The 21,661-nt window shown below is 30.0% G+C and carries 18 protein-coding genes and 1 riboswitch; of the genes, 14 read left to right on the top strand and 4 right to left on the bottom strand.

Annotation, left to right across the window (positions count from 1 at the left end; translation table 11 throughout):
• Positions 1-135 precede the first annotated feature (135 nt).
• Positions 136-885: a DeoR/GlpR family DNA-binding transcription regulator gene (locus SOR60_RS02660; protein ID WP_154539629.1), complete on the bottom strand. Its 750-nt coding sequence runs from the start codon at positions 883-885 to the stop codon at positions 136-138.
• Between the two features lie 160 nt (positions 886-1,045).
• On the opposite strand from SOR60_RS02660, the gene SOR60_RS02655 reads away from it, so the two are divergent.
• The 10 genes from SOR60_RS02655 to SOR60_RS02610 all read left to right on the top strand — a co-directional run bounded on the left by SOR60_RS02655 (position 1,046) and on the right by SOR60_RS02610 (position 11,356).
• Positions 1,046-1,960: an N-acetylglucosamine kinase gene (locus SOR60_RS02655; RefSeq protein WP_154539627.1), complete on the top strand. Its 915-nt coding sequence runs from the start codon at positions 1,046-1,048 to the stop codon at positions 1,958-1,960.
• Entirely contained in the window at positions 1,957-2,889 is a 933-nt protein-coding gene (locus tag SOR60_RS02650) for a hexose kinase (RefSeq protein WP_320595134.1), read from the top strand. The genes SOR60_RS02655 and SOR60_RS02650 overlap by 4 nt, the downstream gene beginning before the upstream one ends.
• 1 nt (position 2,890) lies before the next feature.
• Positions 2,891-3,871: a tagatose 1,6-diphosphate aldolase gene (locus SOR60_RS02645; RefSeq protein ID WP_176269559.1), complete on the top strand. Its 981-nt coding sequence runs from the start codon at positions 2,891-2,893 to the stop codon at positions 3,869-3,871.
• A gap of 172 nt (positions 3,872-4,043) precedes the next feature.
• Complete coding sequence (locus SOR60_RS02640) at positions 4,044-5,327, top strand: ABC transporter substrate-binding protein (RefSeq protein WP_320595133.1); 1,284 nt, start codon at positions 4,044-4,046, stop codon at positions 5,325-5,327.
• A 19-nt stretch (positions 5,328-5,346) separates the two neighbouring features.
• Positions 5,347-6,258, top strand: a complete 912-nt coding sequence (locus tag SOR60_RS02635) for a carbohydrate ABC transporter permease (protein WP_154539619.1) — start codon at positions 5,347-5,349, stop codon at positions 6,256-6,258.
• On the top strand, positions 6,248-7,078 hold the full coding sequence (locus SOR60_RS02630; protein WP_229771204.1) for a carbohydrate ABC transporter permease: 831 nt from the start codon (positions 6,248-6,250) through the stop codon (positions 7,076-7,078). Before SOR60_RS02635 ends, SOR60_RS02630 begins: the two co-directional genes overlap by 11 nt.
• Before the next feature lie 3 nt (positions 7,079-7,081).
• The gene (locus tag SOR60_RS02625) at positions 7,082-8,332 is read left to right on the top strand and encodes a Gfo/Idh/MocA family protein (RefSeq protein ID WP_320595132.1); all 1,251 of its coding nucleotides are present in this window, start codon (positions 7,082-7,084) and stop codon (positions 8,330-8,332) included.
• Positions 8,325-9,431, top strand: a complete 1,107-nt coding sequence (locus SOR60_RS02620) for an ABC transporter ATP-binding protein (RefSeq protein WP_154539615.1) — start codon at positions 8,325-8,327, stop codon at positions 9,429-9,431. The genes SOR60_RS02625 and SOR60_RS02620 overlap by 8 nt, the downstream gene beginning before the upstream one ends.
• 92 nt (positions 9,432-9,523) lie before the next feature.
• Entirely contained in the window at positions 9,524-10,654 is a 1,131-nt protein-coding gene (locus tag SOR60_RS02615; protein WP_154539613.1) for an SIS domain-containing protein, read from the top strand.
• Positions 10,655-11,356 (top strand): GntR family transcriptional regulator, encoded by a 702-nt coding sequence (locus SOR60_RS02610; protein ID WP_320595131.1) that lies wholly within the window; start codon positions 10,655-10,657, stop codon positions 11,354-11,356.
• A gap of 126 nt (positions 11,357-11,482) precedes the next feature.
• On the opposite strand, the gene SOR60_RS02605 is transcribed toward SOR60_RS02610, so the two are convergent.
• From SOR60_RS02605 to SOR60_RS02595, 3 genes are all read right to left on the bottom strand, one after another.
• Entirely contained in the window at positions 11,483-12,031 is a 549-nt protein-coding gene (locus tag SOR60_RS02605; RefSeq protein WP_320595130.1) for a folate family ECF transporter S component, read from the bottom strand.
• Positions 12,032-12,072: 41 nt separating this feature from the next.
• A riboswitch (THF riboswitch) is annotated at positions 12,073-12,153 on the bottom strand.
• A 207-nt stretch (positions 12,154-12,360) separates the two neighbouring features.
• Positions 12,361-13,302, bottom strand: coding sequence for a 2-keto-3-deoxygluconate permease (locus SOR60_RS02600; RefSeq protein ID WP_320595129.1), 942 nt, complete (start codon positions 13,300-13,302; stop codon positions 12,361-12,363).
• A gap of 734 nt (positions 13,303-14,036) precedes the next feature.
• Positions 14,037-14,738 (bottom strand): GntR family transcriptional regulator, encoded by a 702-nt coding sequence (locus tag SOR60_RS02595; RefSeq protein ID WP_154539605.1) that lies wholly within the window; start codon positions 14,736-14,738, stop codon positions 14,037-14,039.
• 542 nt (positions 14,739-15,280) lie between these two features.
• Between SOR60_RS02595 and thrS the strand changes: the two genes are divergently transcribed.
• The 4 genes from thrS (at position 15,281) to SOR60_RS02575 (ending at position 21,190) form a co-directional block, all read left to right on the top strand.
• On the top strand, positions 15,281-17,206 hold the full coding sequence (gene thrS, locus SOR60_RS02590) for a threonine--tRNA ligase (RefSeq protein WP_320595128.1): 1,926 nt from the start codon (positions 15,281-15,283) through the stop codon (positions 17,204-17,206).
• Positions 17,207-17,214: 8 nt separating this feature from the next.
• Positions 17,215-18,393: a carboxylate--amine ligase gene (locus SOR60_RS02585; RefSeq protein WP_154539601.1), complete on the top strand. Its 1,179-nt coding sequence runs from the start codon at positions 17,215-17,217 to the stop codon at positions 18,391-18,393.
• Between the two features lie 128 nt (positions 18,394-18,521).
• Entirely contained in the window at positions 18,522-19,712 is a 1,191-nt protein-coding gene (locus SOR60_RS02580) for a peptidoglycan bridge formation glycyltransferase FemA/FemB family protein (RefSeq protein ID WP_320595127.1), read from the top strand.
• Positions 19,713-19,831: 119 nt separating this feature from the next.
• Complete coding sequence (locus SOR60_RS02575; protein WP_154539597.1) at positions 19,832-21,190, top strand: MATE family efflux transporter; 1,359 nt, start codon at positions 19,832-19,834, stop codon at positions 21,188-21,190.
• The last annotated feature ends 471 nt before the right edge of the window (positions 21,191-21,661 follow it).

Here is a 21,661-nt window from a genome sequence, read left to right as displayed (position 1 = left end):
ATATGATATAAAAAATTCAGAGTATCAACAAGTCCAAGAAAGAGATTGTAGATACTCTAAAACACTTTCATATGTAGTAGTTTTTGAAGTAGTAAATTAAGAATGAGAAATTATATTTTACTTAGATATAAGTCCTTATATAATATCAGTATATTCTTTAAGTATTGGAAGTTTATCATTACTGATTTTATCATCAGAAATAACAGCTTGGATTTCATCTATATTATAAAATGAATAAAAATCTTCCTTACCAATTTTTGTGTGGTCAGCAACTAAATATTTGTGGACCGAATTATCAAGAGCTAATTTTTGAAGTTCTCCTTCTTGTTCATTATATGTATAGGCATTATTATAATTTATTCCATTCACACCTATAAAAGCAGATTTAAAATGTAGACTTTCAACTATATTATCTGAAAAATTTCCTACAAAAGCTCCGGTAACCTTTCTTATCCTTCCTCCAACAAGAATTGATTCTATATTTTCTTTATCATAAATTTTATTAAAAAGAAATAGTGAATTAGTGACGATTTTGCATTTTTTATTATCAAGATAATTTGACACAAGTTCTAGTGTAGAACCAGCTCCAATAAAAACGGTATCATTATCTTTGATTAAGTTAGAAACTTTTTTAGCTATAATTATCTTATATTCCATGTTCATATGCAATTTTTCTTGGTGACTTGACTCTCTTTCGGTTAAATCATCTATGTATTTTGCCCCTCCATGGATTCTTTTTAATTTATTTTTATTTTCAAGTTCCTTAAGATCTCTTCTTATTGTCATCTCAGTTACATCTAAAACTTCAGTTACATCAGAAACTCTGATTATTCCATTTTTTTTGACATGGTTTAAAATAAAATTTTGTCTTTCCTCTTTTAACATCTTATACCTCTTTAAAAATAAATGTTTTAAATTGTTCATTATTAATTTATATCAAATCCTTGAAAATATGGATTTTCACTATTGACAATTAAATATCTTTACTATATTATTATATCATAGATATAAAAACAAACAATATAAAACATTTATAGGAGGGCCTATGTCTATATTCTTGGGAGTAGACGGTGGTGGTACAAAAACAGATTATCTTTTATGTGTTGACAATAAACATTTTAAAGAGAAAACTAATACTATTCACCTAAAGCAAATCACTAGGGATGAATTTAGTGATAACGTTACAAAAGCTATAAATAAACTTTGTGATAATGCAAAAATAAAGATTGAAGATATTGATTTTTCCTTTTTGGCTATACCAGGCTATGGTCAATATCCTGAAAACGAAAAATTCATGGAAGAATTCTTTGATGAATTTTTGGGCAAAGGTAAGTACAAGATGGGAAATGACTGTGTTAATGGATGGTCTGGATCCTTAAACGCACAAGCAGGTATAAATCTTGTTTTAGGGACAGGCTCTATAGCCTTTGGTGTAGATGATAAAGGAAATTCAGATAGATCAGGTGGATGGGGACCTTTTCTAGGAGATGAAGCCAGTGCTTACTTTATAGGTAAGAATATTTTGAATTTATTCACAAAAATGAGTGATGGAAGAATAGAAAAAACTTATATATATGAATTGGTAAAAAATGAATTAGGCATAAAAGATGATGTTGAACTGATAGATATAGCAGAAAAGATGAAAAGGGATGAAATAGCAAATTGTGCAAGGCTATTAAACCCAGCATTAGAAAAAAACGACAAGTATGCCATAGAACTTTTAGACAAAGTAGGCTATGAAGCTGCCTTAACTATAGACAGTCTTATAAATAAACTTGATTTTGATGGTTGTGTTAAAGTTTCTTACTCAGGTGGAGTATATAAATTAGGAAATAAACTTATAGAGGCTATTGAAAAGCATATAAAAAACAATATAGAAATAATTGAGCCTTATACAACTCCTATTGAAGGTTCTTTAATTCTAGCCAAAAAATATTATGAAAAAGGGGCAATAATATGATTTTAACCATAACTGCCAATCCTTCTGTAGATATATCCTACAAATTAGATGGTTTTGTTATAGATGATGTAAATAGGACAGCTAAAGTAGAAAAAGATGCTGGGGGAAAGGGAATCCATGTATCCTATGTACTAAAAGAATTAGGTGAAGATGTTACAAATTCAGGATTTATTGGTGGAAAGCTTGGCGAGTTTATCGAAAAAAGATTAGATGAGAGAAAAATATCTCATGATTTTATAAAGTTAGATGATGAAACAAGAAATTGCATAGCTATTTTACATGATGGCAAGCAAACAGAAATACTTGAAAAGGGCCCAGAAGTTTCTAAAGAAAAAGAAGATGAATTTTTAGCCCATCTTAAAGAAATTGCTAATAATTTAGATATTATAAGTATATCAGGCTCACTTCCAAAAGGCCTTGATTCAAATTTTTATAAGAAAATTATTGAATTTGCAAAAAATGAAAATATATTTGTAGCCCTTGATACATCAGGCTCAACACTCAAAGATTTAGTAAATGCAGATTTTAAACCTGATCTTATAAAACCAAATGAAAAGGAAATTATAGATATAATTGGTAAGAAATTTCCAGAAGAAGATGAAAAGATAAAAGAAATATTTTCAAATTCTGTCTTATCTGAAATAAGATATATTATTGTTAGCCAAGGAGCTAGTGGAGCGGTAGTTAAAATAAATGATAAAATTTATAAAACAGCTGTTCCAAAAGTAGAGGCACTAAATCCAGTAGGAAGTGGAGATTCAAGTCTTGCAGGTGCTATATCTGCAATTTTTAATAAAGAAAGTGGCGAAGATTTTATAAGAAAATCTATGAATTGTGGACTTTTGAATGTCCTAAATGAAGAAATAGCTCATGTAAATATGAATGATTTTGATAAGTATTATGAAAAAATAAGCATAAAGGAGATATAATATGAAAATTTCAAAAGAAAAGGTAGAAAATTTAAAAAAGCTTGCTAATGAAAATGGAGTAATAGCAGCCCTTGCTATAGATCAAAGAGGCTCAATGGAAAAAATGATAGGAGCTTTTGATGAAAATTTAAACAATGTAGAAGATATTTCAAGATTTAAATCATTAGTTTCTAAACAATTAACAAAATATTCATCATCAATCTTACTAGATCCAATATATGGACTTGAAGCAATAAAGGTAAGGGATGAAAATGCAGGACTCTTGATTAGTTATGAAGTAACTGGTTTTGATAAAAATGATCCTGAAAGACTACCAAAACTTATAGATGGATGTTCAGTTTTAAGGCTTAAAGAACTAGGGGCAGAAGCTATAAAGATTCTTCTTTACTATGATGTAGATCAAAGTAAAGAAACAAATGATAAGAAAAAGGCCTTTATTGAAAGGATAGGTTATGAATGTGAAGCTTTAGGACTTCCATTTTTCCTTGAACTAATAGTCTATGATGAAAAAATAGAAGATAGTAAAAGTGCTGAATTTGCAAAAGTTAGACCTCACAAGGTAAATGCAGCAGTTAAAGACTTTCAAGATGAAAGATATAAGATTGATGTCTTAAAACTTGAAACTCCAGTAAATATGAATTTTGTCGAAGGATATGGAAAAGAAGTTGTCTATAGCCAAGAAGAAGCTTCTAAATTTTTCAAAGAACAATCAGATATAAGCAAAATTCCTTTTATCTTCTTATCAGGTGGGGTAAGCGCAGACTTATTCAAAGAAACACTTAAATTTGCAAAGGAAGCAGGCTCAGAATTTAATGGAGTACTTTGTGGAAGAGCTACATGGAAGGGTGGAGTTGAAGAATTCGCTAAATCTGATGATGATGCAATAAAATGGTTAAATACTCAAGGCTTGGATAATATACAAAGCTTAAACAAAGTATTAAAAGAAACAGCAAAATCAGTTTTTGATAAAATTGAAGAATAAAAAAACACAAGTGGGTCCTTAATAGGGCCCATTTTTAATATTATATAATATTAAAAAACTTGACTACATTAAAGAACTGTATTATACTAAAGATAAGGTAATTACCATACATAAAAACATTTAATGCATAAATATTTCATCATTTATGACTTAGAATGGAGAGGAGAAAAATATGAAATTATGGAAAAAGTTTGCCTTGTGTATGTCGTTAGCACTATTGGTTACAGGATGTGGAAATAAAGATTCTAAAAATCCTAGCTCAGAAGAGAAGAGTTCTAAATCTGGGGAAAACGTTGTTCGTATTGCCATGTGGAATCCAGATCAAATTGCAACAATGAAGGATATCGAAAAAAAATATGAAGAAAAAAATCCTGGAGTAGATATACAAATAGAAGAGACAACATTTAAAGATCATTTCACAAAATTAGAAACCCAAGCCCAAGGTGATGTTATGCCAGATATATTTACAATGAATGGACCTAATTTCATAAAATTTGCAAGTAATGGAGTAATTGAACCCCTAGATGATTATCTAGATAAGATTGGAATAAAAAAAGAAGATTATCCTGAGGGATTAATCAACTTATACACATATGATAATCATTTATATGGTATTCCAAAAGATTGGGATCTAACAGCTCTTTTCTATAATAAAAAATTATTTGATGAAAAAGGCGTTAGTTATCCAAACAAAGATTGGACTTGGGATGATTTTGTAAAGGCAGCAGAACAATTAACAGATAAGGACAAGGGAATTTGGGGAACTTCATTTAAACCTGCGACTCAAGAAGGATATTATGATACTATACCTCAATGTGGTGGATATATTATCAATAAAGATAAGACAAAGTCAGGCTATGACACAGAAGAAGCTTATGATGGTATTCAAAGATGGATTGATATAGGAGAAAAAGGATATTCACCGGATCTTAAAACACTTACAGATACCAATGATACAGATTTGTTTAAGGCTGGTAAGATAGCTATGATTTATTCAGGAAGTTGGAGGATTCCAGAATATTTAGGTGATGAAAATATAAGTAAAGATATAGATCTTGAAATAATGCCTAAAATTAAAGAAAGAGCTGCTACTATTCATGGTCTTTCATATTGTTTAGCAAAGGGTTCAAAAAACAAAGATCAAGCCTTAGACTTTTTAGCTTATCTTGGCTCCAAAGAAGTAAATGAAATGTGGGCTGAAAAAGCTACTGTTATACCAGCTAACAATAAAGTTTTGGAAACTTGGGAAAAATCTTATCCTGATAAGAATCTAAAAGCTTTTGTAGACGAATTGGAATACTCTGTTCCATACCCAGTTAGTAAAAATACACCTGTTTGGAATGCATATGAAGAAGATGCAATAAATGAGATGTATTCATTTAATAAACCAGTAAAGGATGTTTTGAAAGATTTAGCCCAAAAAATGAATGATGCCTTAGAAAAGGAACAAAATTAATCAATAGGAATGTGATTATATGAAGATTAAAAAAAAGAAAAGAAAAAAATATAATCTTCGCTTGGCAATGTGGGGGTATCTAATGATACTCCCAGTATTGTTGGGATTAACTATATTTTTTATAATTCCTTTTTTTCAAAATATTTTTTATTCGTTCACAGACTTGAATTCATTTGGAGTTTGGAATCCTGTAGGATTTGATAATTATAAAGAGTTATTTAAAGATGAAAATTTTTATCTATCTTTAAGAAATACTCTAAAATATACTATAATCACAGTTCCAATCTCTGTTCTTATATCAATGTCTATAGCTAATTTATTGAATAAAAATATTAAGGGAGTAGGAATTTATAGAACCTTATATTTTTTGCCAGCAGTAACAATGCCTGCAGCGGTAGCTATGATTTGGAAATGGATTTACAATGGACAATATGGTTTATTAAATCAATTTATCATGCTTTTTGGTGGAGAACCTAGAGCATGGATAGCTGATAATGATACGGCTTTGTTGTGTATTATAGTTGTTGGAATTTGGATGAGTTTAGGTATGAATATAGTTTATTTTCTTGCGGGGATGCAGTCTATTCCTAAACAATATTATGAAGCTGCTAAATTAGATGGAGCAAGTGAAATTAAACAATTTTTCACTATCACTGTTCCCTTAGTAGCCCCTACTTTAGTATTTGTTTTAACAACATCAATGATATCAAGTCTTCAAGTATTTGATATTGTATTTATGATGATTACAAAAACATCTCCAGCCTTAAAGAGTACTCAAACTATAGTATACCTATTTTATCAATCAGCTATTGATTTTGGTAGAAAGGGATATGGAGCCGCAATAGCTACAATTCTATTTATAATTATAATGATATTAACATTTTTACAATTAAAAATACAAAGAAAGTGGGTGGGTGGAATTGAAAATTAAAGGTTGGAGAAAAATCATGATACATGTAGTACTTCTAATAGGTATAGTATTTACTGTTTTGCCATTTTTATGGATGATACTTACATCTTTAAAAACACTTAGTGAATCTATGCAAATTCCTCCAAAGATATTTCCAAGTAGCCCTCAAATATCAAATTTTTCGGAAAGTTTAAGTAAGCTAAATTTCCCAGTTCTATTTAAGAACACAGTATTATATGCTGTAATTACAACAATAGGACAGGTGACAATGTGCACTATGGCTGGATACGCATTTGCGAGGATAGATTTCCCGTTTAAAAATGCAATATTTATTCTTATCATGTCAATCTTAATGGTACCTTCACAAATATTTTTAGTACCACAATTTCAAATAATGAATAAATTAAGATTACTAAATACAATAACAGCTTTGGTCTTACCTTCTATGTTTTCAGCTTTTGGCACATTTTTAATGAGACAATTCTTTAGCCAAATACCTAAAGAATTGGAGGAGGCTGCTAGAATAGATGGGTCTGGACAATTTAAAATCTTTAAAGATATATGCCTTCCTATAGTGAAGCCAGGCATAGTTACACTGATAATAACTTGTTTATTATTTACATGGAACAATTTAATGTGGCCATTAATAGTTAATACTTTACCAGAGAAACAAACTCTATCAGTAGGATTAGCAAACTTAGCTTCAACAGGACAATATGCAGTAAATTACCCTGTTTATATGGCTAGTGCTCTTATCTCAATTTGGCCTATGATATTATTATTTGCTATATTTCAAAAGCAATTTATAGAAAGTTTAGCAACAAGTGGAATGAAAGGATAAACTATGAAATTAGGAGTAATTGGAGCAGGACATAGGGGAAGAATTGCCTATGCCAGACTTTTAAGAGAATATGGGGATGTAGAAATAAAATCTTTTGTAGATATTGATGAGAAAAAGCTTGAAGCTTGTAAAAAAGAATTTAATATTGATGATTGCTACATATTTACAGACTATAAAGATTTTTTTGAAAAAATGGATGAAGAAAGATTTGTGGATACCTTAATAATAGCAACACCAGATAGGGATCATTATGACGTATGTATGAAAGCTTTAGATTATGATTTAAATATATTGCTTGAAAAACCAATAAGTCCAAACGCTCATGAAGTATTCAATATTGCCAAAAAAGCTAAGAAAAAGGATAGGGTATTTATGATATGTCATGTCTTAAGATACTCACCATTTTTTGTAAAAATCAAAGAACTTATAGACTCTAATGCCATAGGAAGAGTTCTTTCTATAAATCATAATGAAAATATAGGATATTTTCACTTTGCTCATTCTTTTGTAAGAGGAAATTGGAGAAATGAAGATCTATCTTCACCTTTAATTCTACAAAAATCATGCCATGATATGGATATTTTAATATACCTTACAGGAAAAAAACCAAAATATATTACATCTTTTGGGAAACTATCTTATTTTAAAAAAGAAAATGAACCTAGTGGTGCAGCAGATAGGTGTCTTGATTGTAAGTATAAAGATACATGTGTATTTTCGGTTAAGGACTTCTATACAGGATATCCAGGAATTGGTTGGCGCGATGTTGTTGATGTTACAAGGACAAAAGAGGGTCTGGAGAAAGCTTTAAGAGAAGGACCTTATGGAAGATGTGTTTATAAATGTGATAACAACGTATGTGATCATCAAGCAATCTCCATAGAATTTGAAGATGATGTTGAAGTGGTATTTAATCTTTCAGCCTTTTCTAATGATGTACATAGAAATATTAAGATTATGGGCACAGAAGGTGAAATTATAGCAGATGACTGTGATCAAATAATTAAGGTTAAAAGATTTAAAAGCTATAAAGAAGAAAGATACCAAGTTATAAGCAATGCTTCAGGTCATGGCGGAGCAGACTATGGAATAATAAAAGCCTTTTATGAAGCATGTCATGGAGAAAGTGAAGTTGTTAAAACTGGAGCAGAAGAATCTATAATGAGTCACATGATGTGTTTTGCATCAGAACAGGCAAGAAAAGAATCAAAAGTTGTTGAAATTGATGATTTCATTAGGAGACTAGATGAGTAATATAGAATTTATTAATGTAAATAAAATATATGAAAATGGATATCATGCTGTAACAGATTTTAATTTATGTGTACAAAACAATGAATTTATTGTATTTGTAGGCCCATCAGGTTGTGGAAAATCCACAACCTTGAGGATGTTAGCAGGCCTTGAAGACATAAGTAGTGGAGAAATTAAAATAAATGGCAAGGTAATCAATGATGTAGAACCTAAAGATAGAAATATTGCCATGGTTTTTCAAAATTATGCTTTATATCCACATATGACTGTATATAATAACATGGCATATGCTTTAAAAAATCAAAAATTTTCTAAAGAAGAAATTAAAGAAAAAATAAGTCAGGCTGCTAAGTTATTGCAATTAGAATCTTATCTTGACAGAAAACCTAGCCAATTATCAGGTGGACAAAACCAAAGAGTAGCTTTAGGTCGAGCAATGGTGAGAAATCCGGAAGTGTTTTTAATGGATGAGCCTTTAAGTAATTTAGATGCAAAACTTAGGACTCAAATGAGAACTGAGATAAATAAACTACATAAAGAGCTCAATACAACATTTATATATGTAACTCATGACCAAACTGAGGCTATGACCTTGGGGGACAGGATTGTAGTAATGAAAGATGGAATAATTCAACAAGTAGACAGTCCAGTTAATCTTTATGAAAATCCAATCAACGAATTTGTAGCTGGTTTTATAGGTTCTCCTAGGATAAATATGCTTAATATGTATATAGATGAAAAAGAAGTTAAATTAGAAAATAGCTTAGTAAATTTTCCAGAAGAGCTTTTTACAAATATTAAGTCATATACTATTAAGGCTTTTGGTAAAAGTAATATTAAACTTGCTATAAGACCTGAACATATAAATATTAAAAGAAATAGTGAAAAAGATATAGAAATCAAAACAAAAGTCGTTGTTGTTGAATCTCTGGGAAGCGAAAAGGTAATATATACAGATTTTAATGGAAATGAGATAATTATTAGAGATTTTGATAACTTATCTTATGATATAGATCAAGAAATCAGTGTATATTTAAATAGTGATAAAATATTCTTATTTGATCCTGAAACAGGAAAAAGAATAGATAATAAAATTTAAATTCCAAAGCTATTTTTAGTCTCTAATCTTGACATGAAACTTGGAATCGTATACACTTAAAGTAATGGTAGTTACCAATACAGGAGGTTATTATGCTATTGGATAAAAACAAATTAGAAGAAAAAGACTTTAAAAACACCTATACTGAGATTCTAAACCAAGCTGATACTTGGCTTGATGTGTATAGCCTGTATGAAGAAAGAAAAGGCGATATTGATAAATTTTTAGAAAAACTTGGCAAAGACACTAAGGTAATATTTACAGGAGCAGGAACTAGCGAATATGTTGGGAATGTAGCTGTAGACTATCTTAAGACTCATGGTGATTTTAACTTTGAATCAGTAGCTACAACAGACTTAGTTTCTTCCCCTTACCTACACTTTCAAAAAGATCAAAAGACTCTTTTAGTTTCCTTTGCAAGAAGTGGAAACTCCCCAGAATCTTTAGCTGCAGTTAAATTAGGACAACAATTAGTAGATGATTTCTACAACCTACCTATAACTTGTGCAAAAGATGGTGAGCTTGCAAAAGGTCTATATGATGATCCTAACTCTTATGTATTTTTAGAGCCTGAAATTACAAATGATAAGGGTTTTGCCATGACAAACTCATTTTCATCTATGCTTTTAGCAACTCTTTTGATATTCGATTCAAAGAGTGAAAATAAAAAGGAAATTGTAGAAAAGCTTTCAAAACTTGGAAAAGAAATTTATGCTAGAATAGATGAACTAGAAGACTTAGTAAACTTTGATTTTAATAGGGTTGTATATCTTGGTTCAGGTCCTTTAGGAAAGCTTACCAAGGAAGCAAGACTTAAAATTTTAGAGCTTACAGCAGGAGAGGTTGCTACAATTTGGGATTCTTCTATGGGATTTAGACATGGTCCAAAATCATTCATAGACGAAAATACCCTATTAGTTTCTTTTGTATCATCAAATGCTTATACAAGACTATATGATCTTGATGTTTTAGACGAAGTATATAATGACGGTATAGCTAAAAAGTTGATAGGAATTGCAAATTCCAATCTTGATAGAGATTATGAGCTTATTTTTGAATCAGATGACTTAAATGATGCTTATCTTTCTATAGTATATATAGTAATTGCCCAAATATTTGCTCTAGTTACAAGTTTAAGGGTGGGTAATAGACCTGACAATCCTTCTAGATCAAACACAGTAAACAGAGTTGTAAAAGGCGTTACAATTCATGAATATAAATAAATGTCAGCTCTTTATACAAAGCTTATAGATGAACTTTTGGAAAAGATTGCCACAATGAATAATGGAGATAAGCTTCCTTCAGAAAGGCAACTTTGTAAAGACTACGATGTTTCAAGAACAACCGTAAGAAATGCTATAGGCTATCTTGTAAATTCAGGTATCCTTTACCAAATTCAGGGAAAGGGAACCTTTATAAGAGAAAGAGATAGGGAAAACTTATCAAACTACTATTCCTTTACAGAGCAAACTAAGAAAAATGGCAAAACGCCTAAGTCTTTAGTAGTAGACTATGCCATAAGAGATGCAAATAATAAATTAAAGGATAAAATGAAGTTAAAAGATAAGGAAAAAGTCATACAATTTGACAGACTAAGGTTGGCAGATAATGTGCCGATGATGTATGAAAAAACTACTATTCCCTATGGGAGGTTTTCTCAAGTAGATAAAAATTTACTAGAAAAAAAGGCCCTATATGATATATTTAGGGAAAACTTTAAGGTAAATATTTACCAAATTAAGGAGAGATTTTCAGTATCAGAGCTTGATAGTGAGATGGCAAAGTCCTTAGGACTTAAAAAAAATAGTCCCTGCCTTAAGATTATTAGAACAACATTTGATATTGAAGAAAATATAATAGAGTATACTATATCCTATGCTAGAGGAGACATGTTCTATTATGAAACTTCATATAAACCTCAATAAATTTATTTTTCAAAAGAGATTTTAAGAAAAATGAAAATTTAATAAATAATAGACTAAAAAACAGGGCCTATATGAACTTATCCCATATTATGGGTTAATTTCAATAATCCCTGTTTTTAAAAATTTTTAATAAGGTGCATTTTCTGGCTGAGCACCTAGTCTTTTTACTTCATTTCTTAATAGACGTGCAAGTTTTGGCAAGATTATAACTAAAACTATGGTGTGTAAGACATAGTTAAAGGCCATAGAGGGTATCCTTAATAAAAATTGGCTTATAAAGGGATTTCCAGTAAGCTGGCTTACCCAGATTGTATTTAAAAATAAGCTTGTAATCAAGGTGTTTAGAGTAGTTGCACATATGATGTTTTTTCTTGTAATCTCTTTTCTATACAAAAAGAAAGTATAGATAAGGGCAGAAGCAATCTTAGTAATAACAAAGGGAAGGTAAAAACCTCCAGGAGTTGGGAATAAAAGATTTGCCACAAGATCAATTATTATAGATGCAATAACTGCAAGTGATGGATTAAAAATTGAGCACATAAGGGCTGTAACTATAAAGCCAAGACCAACCTTTTGGCTCATTGTAGTGATAGAAAAAAATTTGGATACTACAACTGATAAGGCTATAAAAAATGATAGCAATATCATAGTTCTAATGTTTTTAAGATTTTTCAAAAATTCCTCCTATTCGGTAGTCTGCCATCATAGGATATGATGGTAGCGGATGCGGACTAAAATCTTTCGTCTAGAAACAACATCCCATTTTCTAGCACTTAACGCTTTAGTCCTACTCTACCAATTTATATTTTGTTTATAATTATAGTACATATACTAAAAAAAGTAAAGAAGACATTTGCAGAAATGAATCAATCTTTCCAAAGCCATTATAACATCATCCACGACAATTGGACTTCATGAGATAGAAGTATTCTTAAATTGTCTATGAGTAGCTTATAATGATGAAACATTAGAAATTTATAATTTTGCAACAGACTCTATTCTTTTTAAGTATTTTTCTTTATTTTTTTCTTGTCTGTATAAATGCCCGTAAGAATTGGAGTTATAATACTTGTTAGGACAACTCCTAGGGCTATTTGAGCTGTAGCAGTATTGGCTATAAGGCCTATACTCTTATCTGTATGGGCAATTATAGTTGGAACTGATACAGAAAGTCCTGCTATGGAAGATATACCAAATGTTGTAATTCCATTTTCCTTAAGGATTTTTCTCTCATAGAAAAATATTGGAGGAAATATCAATAGGTAAAATAATATTGTAACAAGTATTCCTTGAGGGCCTGCTTTTAGGGCCTCTATAATATTTATTCCTGCTCCAAAAGACCAACCCATAAAAGGAGTAAGGATAGTTACAGCAGGTGTGAAGAATTTAGCCATATCTTTATCAAGATTTCCTATCAATATTCCAAGTACAATTGGTATAAGTACAGATATTACAGGTGTCCAATCTATCGCAGATGATTTAGATATAGAATAAACCAAGATAGGAAAGGCTGGTACACAAAGAATTCCTGTAAGACCAAAGGCTGCTTCATCATCTTTATTTCCATAGTCGTGAGATAGGGCAAGGTAAAGGGATGGGTTAATAGAACAAATGCAAGTAATAAAGGCTAGGGCAGATATGCCAAAGACTCCATCAAGTCCAAAGATTTTTATAAAAATTATTCCAAATATAAAGCAAAGGAAAATCTTAAGAAGCAGGATTGTACCTTGTTTTTTTAAAACCTTGCTTATATTTTTTATATCAATAGCAGTTGAAGATAAAAAACAAATAAGTCCTACTATATAATTAGTTCCTTTTGTGGTAAAAAGGGCTTCTGTTATGCCTGGCACCACAAAAAAGTCAGGCAAAAAAGTATGAAAAAGGGCGGATATAAGCATTGGTATTAAAAGTAGTCCGCCCGGGATTTTTTTCATGAATTTAAGCATATAATCATCTCCTAACTATAAATTGATACCCAAAATCACTAATATTAAATAAAAAATAATTTTCCTAATCTAATATTAAGAAAATTTCAAAACTTAATTATTATTTAAATTTGGATTACTGTTTCCCTAAATCCTTGTCAGGTTTAGGGAGCAATAAAAAATATAGATATATCATTGAAGTAAGTAATGAATAATTAATTATAATAATAAAAATAATTTAGAATATATTTTCAATAATATCATATAGTATAAATATAGCATTAAAATTGTAAAGGATAAGTTAAATATACATTTTGTTGTAAACTTACTTATTAAAGAAGAGGTCATTTTAATATTAGTTAAAATTAAAAGCGTTGTGAAAATTTAAAGCCTAAAAATAGAAAATTTACACAAAGCCTTAATTTAAATCTATTAAAGTAAAATCACTATCATAATTAACTTATATCTGTAGTAAAATAAGATAGCAAAAACTAAGAATAAGTTGATTTTAAAATTTTACCATATTTGCAAATCTTTGAAGTATAAATTTGGATCAATATTGTACACAAAATTAATTACATTTGGCAAATATTGACTCTTACAAGAAAGTTGTAAGCCTATTAGATAGCTACTATTACGGTTAAAAAACTATATCCTTTATCTTAAGTATTATATTTATAAAAGACTAGAAAATGGCCTTTCTTAATTTAAGTTTGACAGTATCCTATATTTAAAATAATGTTATTTTTAATAATTTAATTATTTGGTAACAAATCTTCATCACTATCTACCTCAATGTCTTCAGTAATTTCGTCAAGACTATCAAGGGTATTGACCCAGTTTTTTCTTAGGGCATTTATAGATTTTTCAAAATCTTTATCCTTTAAGTACTCAATAAGCTTTTTATGTTCCTCATAAGTTGTAAATTGATCCTTATGGCTTTCAAAAAAGTAAATTTCAACTCTTTTTACCTTTCTCTTAAGACCCTCAATTATAGGATAAATTTCATCATTTAAAGACGAGTCTATAATAATCTTGTGAAATTTTTCGTCAAGTTTTAAAATTTCAAGTTGGTCTTTTTCCTTACTTTTAAGTTTAATCTTTTCATTAACATCTTCTAATTTTTTAATTATTTTTTCATCAATCCTTTTAAAACCTAACCTAAGTGAAAGACATTCTAAACTTGAAATAATTGGATAGATATCCAAGGTTTCTTTGATATTAATAGGGGCAACCATAGTCCACCTATTTGCCTTAGTCATAACAAGTCCCTCATCTTCAAGCTTTAATAAGGCCTCCCTTACAGGAGTTCTAGAAATCCCTAAGTCTTTAGATAAGTCATTTATCCTAAGTCTTGTCTTAGGCATTAACTCACCCCTTATAATTTGCTCGGAGATTATATCGTAAGCTTCATCCTTTATAAATTTTCTTTTAATTTTTGTATTAGTTAAAACCATAATAACTCCTTATTTAATCATGCGTGTATTATATCACATACTATATAAATTGTGGAAATATTTTTCGATTAGCAATATTTTTTATGAAAAATAATCAGAATTAAACATTATTTATTAAGATAAGAATTTATTTAGGTAAAAGAGAAGTTCTTATTTGGAAAGATAAAAATCATAACTCATGCTTATATAAGTTACAATAGATTTTTATTCTTATAAATATTTTCTTAGGCAAATAAACTTTTTTAAAAATTATTTGCAATTAAATTTTTTTGTAGTATTATGTAAACATAAGTTTCATATAAGTATTTGAAGGGAAGAGTAGGGATTTTACTTTTTTACAGAGAGGAAAGCAGAAGCTGAAAGCTTTCTATTAAAGACTATTCTGAAGACCACCCCCGATATTTTCCTTAATAGGAAGCGCAAGGTCTGCGATAAAACATTAATGAGTTAAAATTAAGGTGGAACCACGACACATCGTCCTTTGGGATGATGTGTCTTTTTTATTATTTAAAAGTAATTATTAAAGAATAAGGAGAGAGAATATGGTTGATGTAAAATTGCCAGATGGAAATGTAAAAGAATATGAAGATGGAGTAAGAGTAGGAGATGTTACAAAAGATATCTCTGAAGGACTTTTTAGATCAGCTCTTGGTGCTGTTGTAAATGGTGAAGTTAAAGGCTATGCTGAGCCAATTAATGAAGATTGTGATTTTAGAGTAGTTAAATTTGATGATGAAGAAGGAAAAGAGATATTTTGGCATACATCAAGCCACTTAATGGCAGCAGCTATAAAAGAAATCTGGCCTGATGCTAAATTTGCTATAGGACCTGCTATAAATGATGGATTCTACTATGATGTAGATTTAGAGCATAGGTTTGTTCCAGAAGATTTAGAAAAAATCGAAGCAAAAATGAAAGAAATTGCAAAAAAAGACCTCAAAATTGAAAGAAAAGAAATTTCAAGGGAAGATGCCCTATCATATTTCAAGAAAGAAGGTCAAGACTATAAGGTTGAATTGATAGAAGATCTTCCAAAAGATGAGTTGATTACAATATATGATATGGGAGATGGTGTATTTGTTGACCTTTGTAGAGGACCACACCTTCTTTCAACAAAAGCTATAAAGGCTATCAAACTTAAATCAATAGCTGGTGCTTATTGGAGAGGAGATTCTGATAGGAAGATGCTTCAAAGAATTTATGGTATAAGTTTTGAGAAGAAGAAACAATTAGATGAATATATACAATTACAAGAAGAAGCCAAAAGACGTGATCATAGGAAAATAGGTAAGGAAATGAACCTATTCTCTTTCCATGAGGAAGCTCCAGGATTCCCATTTTTCAAAGAAAATGGAATGATTCTAAGACATGAGCTTTTAAATTGGTGGACAAAAGTACTTGAGAAAAATGGTTATGGAGAAATTAAAACACCATTAATTATGAATGAAGAACTATGGCATAGGTCAGGTCACTGGGATCACTACAAAGAAAACATGTATTTTACAAAAATAGATGGTGAGAATTATGCAATAAAACCTATGAACTGTCCAGGTTCAGTATTAGTATATGGAGAAGAACCACATTCATATAGAGATCTTCCTATAAGACTTGCAGAATATGGCCAAGTTCACAGACATGAACTTTCAGGTGCTTTACATGGACTTTTCAGAGTAAGAACATTTACTCAAGACGATGCTCATGTATACTGCCTACCAAGTCAAGTAAAGGATGAGGTATTTAAGATGATTGACCTTGCCGATTTACTTTATTCTACATTTGGTTTCAAATATAAAATCGAGCTTTCAACAAGACCAGATGACTTTATGGGTAAGATTGAAGAGTGGAACTTTGCAGAAAAGGCCCTAGAAGATGCTTTAATAGAACGTGGAATTGAATATCAAATAAATCCAAAAGATGGAGCATTTTATGGTCCAAAGATTGATTTCCACTTAGAAGATGCGGCTAAAAGAACATGGCAATGTGGAACAATTCAACTTGATTTCCAATTGCCACAAAACTTTGACCTAACATATGTAGATGAAAATGGTGAAAAACAAAGACCAGTTATGCTTCACAGAGCTCTTTTAGGTTCTATTGAAAGATTTATAGGATCTATTACAGAACAATTTGCAGGAAGATTCCCTCTTTGGATTAATCCTAAACAAGTTGTTATAATTCCAGTATCTGATAAATATTCTGATTTTGCTGATGACTTATGTAAAAAAATCGAAAAAGAAGGTTTTAGAGTAGAAGTTGACCACAGAAGTGAGGGTGTAGGCTATAAGATTAGACAAGCTCAACTTATGAGAACAAACTACATGCTAGTTGTAGGTGAAAAAGAAGAAGAATCTGACAAACTTACAGTAAGAAATAGGGACGGAGAAGAAACAAAAGACGTTTCATTTGAAGAATTTATTGAAAAATTAAATGAAGAAAAAGATTCCAAGTCAATGAAGTCTTTATTCTAGGAGATATGATGAAAGAAGTAAGAGCTTTAGTTTTAGGTACGGACGATAATTCATACTCTGTAGCTAGGAGCTACTTTGAAGCCTTTAATAAAAAGGCAGTTACGGTAGGGTCAGGGATTTTAAATGTTTATAGAAATACTAAAATCTCAACCCTTACTTATAAAAAAGGATTTTCAAGTCATGATGATCAATTTGTGACTATGCTTAATGAAGAAGCAAAAAAGTATCCTGATACAATATTTATAATCTTTGCACCTAATGAGATATATCTTAATATACTATGTAAGAATTTAGATAGGTTAGACTTTGATTGTAAGGCTGCCTATCCTTTCGGAAGAATTTATAAAGAATTATTTTATAAGTCAAAGTTTTATGAATATCTTGATAAGATAGGGGTTAGGTATCCGAAAACTGAAATTATCAGAAAAGATAATATAGAAAGCTTAAGTCTTGAAGGACATATCTTTATGAAGCCTGATGATTTCCCAGCCCTTTATGCTCTTGATTTCGAAAAAAAACAAAAGGGTTATGATATATCATCAAAAGAAGAAGCTATTAAAGTTTTGAAAGAAATCTATAAGGCAGGTTACGAGGGAGAGATGATTGTACAAGAATATGTAAATGGAGGAGATGGATCAGAGTATTCCTTAAATGGATATAGGTCTACTAAGGGTGAAACTTCCATGGTTCTTGCAAGAAATCTAATCTCTGACAAAAGGGTTTTGACGGTAGGAAATCACCTGGTTCAAGTTGATGCAGACAATGAGAAGATGAGAGAGATTGCAAAATATATAGTTGATAAGCTAGCTTATGTAGGTTTATTTAACTTGGATTTTAAGATGGATTCAAATACTGGAGAAATCTTTGTTTTAGAGATGAACCAAAGACAAGGTAGGACATTCTATTACTCTACTCTTGCTGGAGTAAATTTAATTGAACTTGCTATAAATGATTTAGGATATGGAAAAAGTGAATTGGTAGAGCCATCTAAGAAATTTAGGCTAATAAAATTAAGTGAAAAATGCTTAGAAGAGCATATGGACAAGAGTCTATTAGATGAATTTAATGATAAAGAAAGAGTAATAAACACAGCCAATCCAAATATAATGGAATATGATAACTCTTTTGAAAGAAAAATAATTTTAAAAAGACATATAAGAAAATCTGAAAAAGAAATTTTTGGATAAGAATAATAACGGCCTCGGCCGTTATTTGTTTTTATAGGGATTTTAAAATATATAAATTGCTCTTATTTATTAATTGAGCTAATATATGATATCATATATATAATAAGAGTTAAATAGGAAAGGCAATTATGGTAATAAAAGAAATTTCAAGAAATAAATATGATGATTTTTTAAAGAAAGTAGAAACTTATTCTTTTTTGCAAACTAGTGAAATGAAAGCTTCTTTAGAAAGTAATAATAGGGAAACTAAACTTCTAGCTCTCGTAGAGGATGAAGAAATTTTTGCTGTTGGTCTTAGCTTTATTAGAAATTTTCTCGGCGGGAAAAGAATTGACTTTATGGTAGGTGCAAGTTCTTATAATGAAAAATATGAATATCTCTTCTATGATAAAATGAAAGATTATGCCAAAGAAAATGGATATTTAAAACTTGTAATAAAGCTTGACAAAGATTTCAGAAAGTATGACCAAGAGGGAAAGCCATTAACAGATGAAGACTATTCTACCTTCTATAAGATGCAAGAGCTTGGATATATAAGAAATGATGGGACAGTTCCTGAATATGATGGATCACCTGATTATCAATTCGTAAAAGATTTGTCTGATTTTCTACCAGATGACTATGATAATCTTTTGAATTCATTTAATAAAAATGCCCAAAGAAAAATAAAAAAAGCTAAGGAGCTTGATATAAGAGTTAGGGAAATTAGAAAAAATGAAATGGAAGATTTTAAAAGTTTAACCCTTGAAACTGCTAAAAGACAAGGCTTTGGGGATAAGTCTATAGACTATTATAATACTTTCTATGATGAGTTTTCCGATAAAAAAGAGTTTCTAGTAGCAGAAATTAACTTAAATAATTCTATAAAAAGACTTGAAGAAATACTATCTGGTATAAAAGAGAATAATAAGAATAAGCAAAGAAGAGATTCTTTAAAAAATGAAATAGAAAGCTTAAAAGATTTAAAAGAAGATGCAAGTCGTGATATAATTCCTCTTGCTAATATGATCCTAGTTTATCAAAACAATCAAGCTATATATTTCTTAGGGGGATCTTTAACAAAATATCAAAAACTTCCAGGACCATTTATCCTACAATTTGAAGCGATGAAAAGAATTATGAAAAGAGGAATTAAAACCTATAATTTCTTTGGGATAGATGGGGTTTATGATGGTTCAGATGGAGTTTTAAGGTTTAAACAAAACTTTAATGGATATATAGTAAGGAAAACAGGGGCTTTTATCTATTATCCATTTCCAAAAAAATATAAGAGTCTTTTATTTTTAAAAAAAAGTAAAAATAAATTAAGTAACATCTAAAATAAAATGTAAAAAACTTTGAAAATGACTTGCAATATTCATTAAATTTAATAAAGTAAGTATATAGGTATTTAAATAGCGGCACTTGCCGTTATTTTTATTTTTTGAAAGGAGATTAGATGGCAGAAGTAAAATCACAAAAGTTAGGGAATATGCCTATGGGCAAGCTCTTGTTTGAGATGAGTATTCCCATTATTATATCAATGCTTGTTCAAGCTATATATAACATAGTAGACTCAATATTTGTAGCAAGGCTTTCAGAAAAGGCTCTTACAGCAGTTACAATTTCATTTCCCGTACAAAATGTAATTATAGCCTTTGGAGTAGGTATATCAGTAGGTGTGTCAGCCCTTTTATCTAGGTATTTGGGCATGAATAAGAAAGATGAGGCATCAAGTGTTGCAGTCCATGGACTTATGCTAGCAGGTATTTTATCATTTGTATTTGTTATTATTGCCTTATTTTTTGTAGAACCTTTTATAAGAATGCAAACAAAAGATCCTGAAATCATATCCTATGGGATAGATTATTTATATATAGTTTGCTTATTTTCTATGGGTGTATTTTTCCAAATTCTTTTTGAAAAACTCCTCCAATCGACAGGTCTTACTTTTTATACAATGATAACTCAAGGAATTGGAGCAATTATAAATATAATACTTGATCCGATTTTTATATTTGGTCTTTTTGGTTTTCCAAAATTGGGAGTTAAGGGTGCAGCAATCGCTACAGTCTTAGGTCAAATCATAGGAGCTTTAGTTGGACTAGGACTAAATATAAGAAAGAATAAGGAAATAAGATTTAGGTTTAGGGGATTTTCTGTATCTCATCTTATTTTAAAGGAGATTTTTGCTATAGGACTTCCAGCAGCTTTAATGAATGCTATAACTTCTTTTGCAGTATTTTTCATAAATACAATTCTTGCAGGTTTTGGTCAATCAGCTATAGCAGCATATGGGGTAATGTTTAAGTTGCAAAGTTTCGAATTCATGCCGGTTTTAGGTATATCAAATGCCATGGTACCTATAGTTTCTTATAACTTTGGGGCAGGCAATGAGAAAAGAATAAAAGAAGCTATAAAATTATCTATATCTGCAGCAACTATTATGATAGTTTTTGGCATGATAATTTTTATGGTATTTCCAGTACCTATACTTAAGTTGTTTTCAGCAACACCAAAGATGATGGATATAGGAGTACCTATGATTAGGATAATTTCAATATCCTACCTACCAGTAGGATTCTCCATAGTATGTGCTTCAATTTTTCAATCCTTATCATCATCTGGAGTAGCTTTATTTGAACCTTTCTTAAGGCAATTTATAATCCTTCTTCCTCTTATGTACTTTATAAGAGAAAGGACAGGAAATATAAATATGATTTGGATATCCTTTATAATAGCAGAATTTTTTGCGGCATTTTATTGTGTATATTTTTTAAGACGTGACTATAAGCAAAAAATCGAAAAAAATCTATAAATTAAAAAATGGGACTGTAGCAGAATGATTAATCTTTCCAAAATTATTACAAGCTCCTCCACGACAATTTTACATCCATGAGATGTTAAGCTATCCTCAATTGTCTGTGAGTAATTTGTAATGATGCAAGGATAGAAATTCATAATTTTGCAACAGTCTCTTCTCTTTGTCAAAAAGCACTTATAAGCTCTAATAGTGAGCATTTATCAAAAAAAACGTTTGATAAAGAAAAATAATTCCTTTCTGATATAAGAAGTGATAATTACCATATTTTTAATTATCAGGAAAACGATATAAAGGAGACGATATGAAAGAAAAATATCTTGTCAAGAACAAACTACCTAAAAAAATTCTAGCTTGTGTTATTTCCTTATCAGTTTTAACTATAGCTTCTAGTGAGTCTTTTGCACAAGAAGATGTAGTAAATGACTCAAACATAGAAAATAAAGAAGTTATAAAAGAGCTTAAAAA

Origin of the sequence: Anaerococcus porci (genome assembly GCF_034090325.1) — a bacterium.
GTDB classification, from domain to species: Bacteria; Bacillota; Clostridia; order Tissierellales; family Peptoniphilaceae; genus Anaerococcus; species Anaerococcus porci.
Note: the sequence above shows the minus strand (reverse complement) of the source record. Positions and strands in the feature narration are given on the sequence as shown.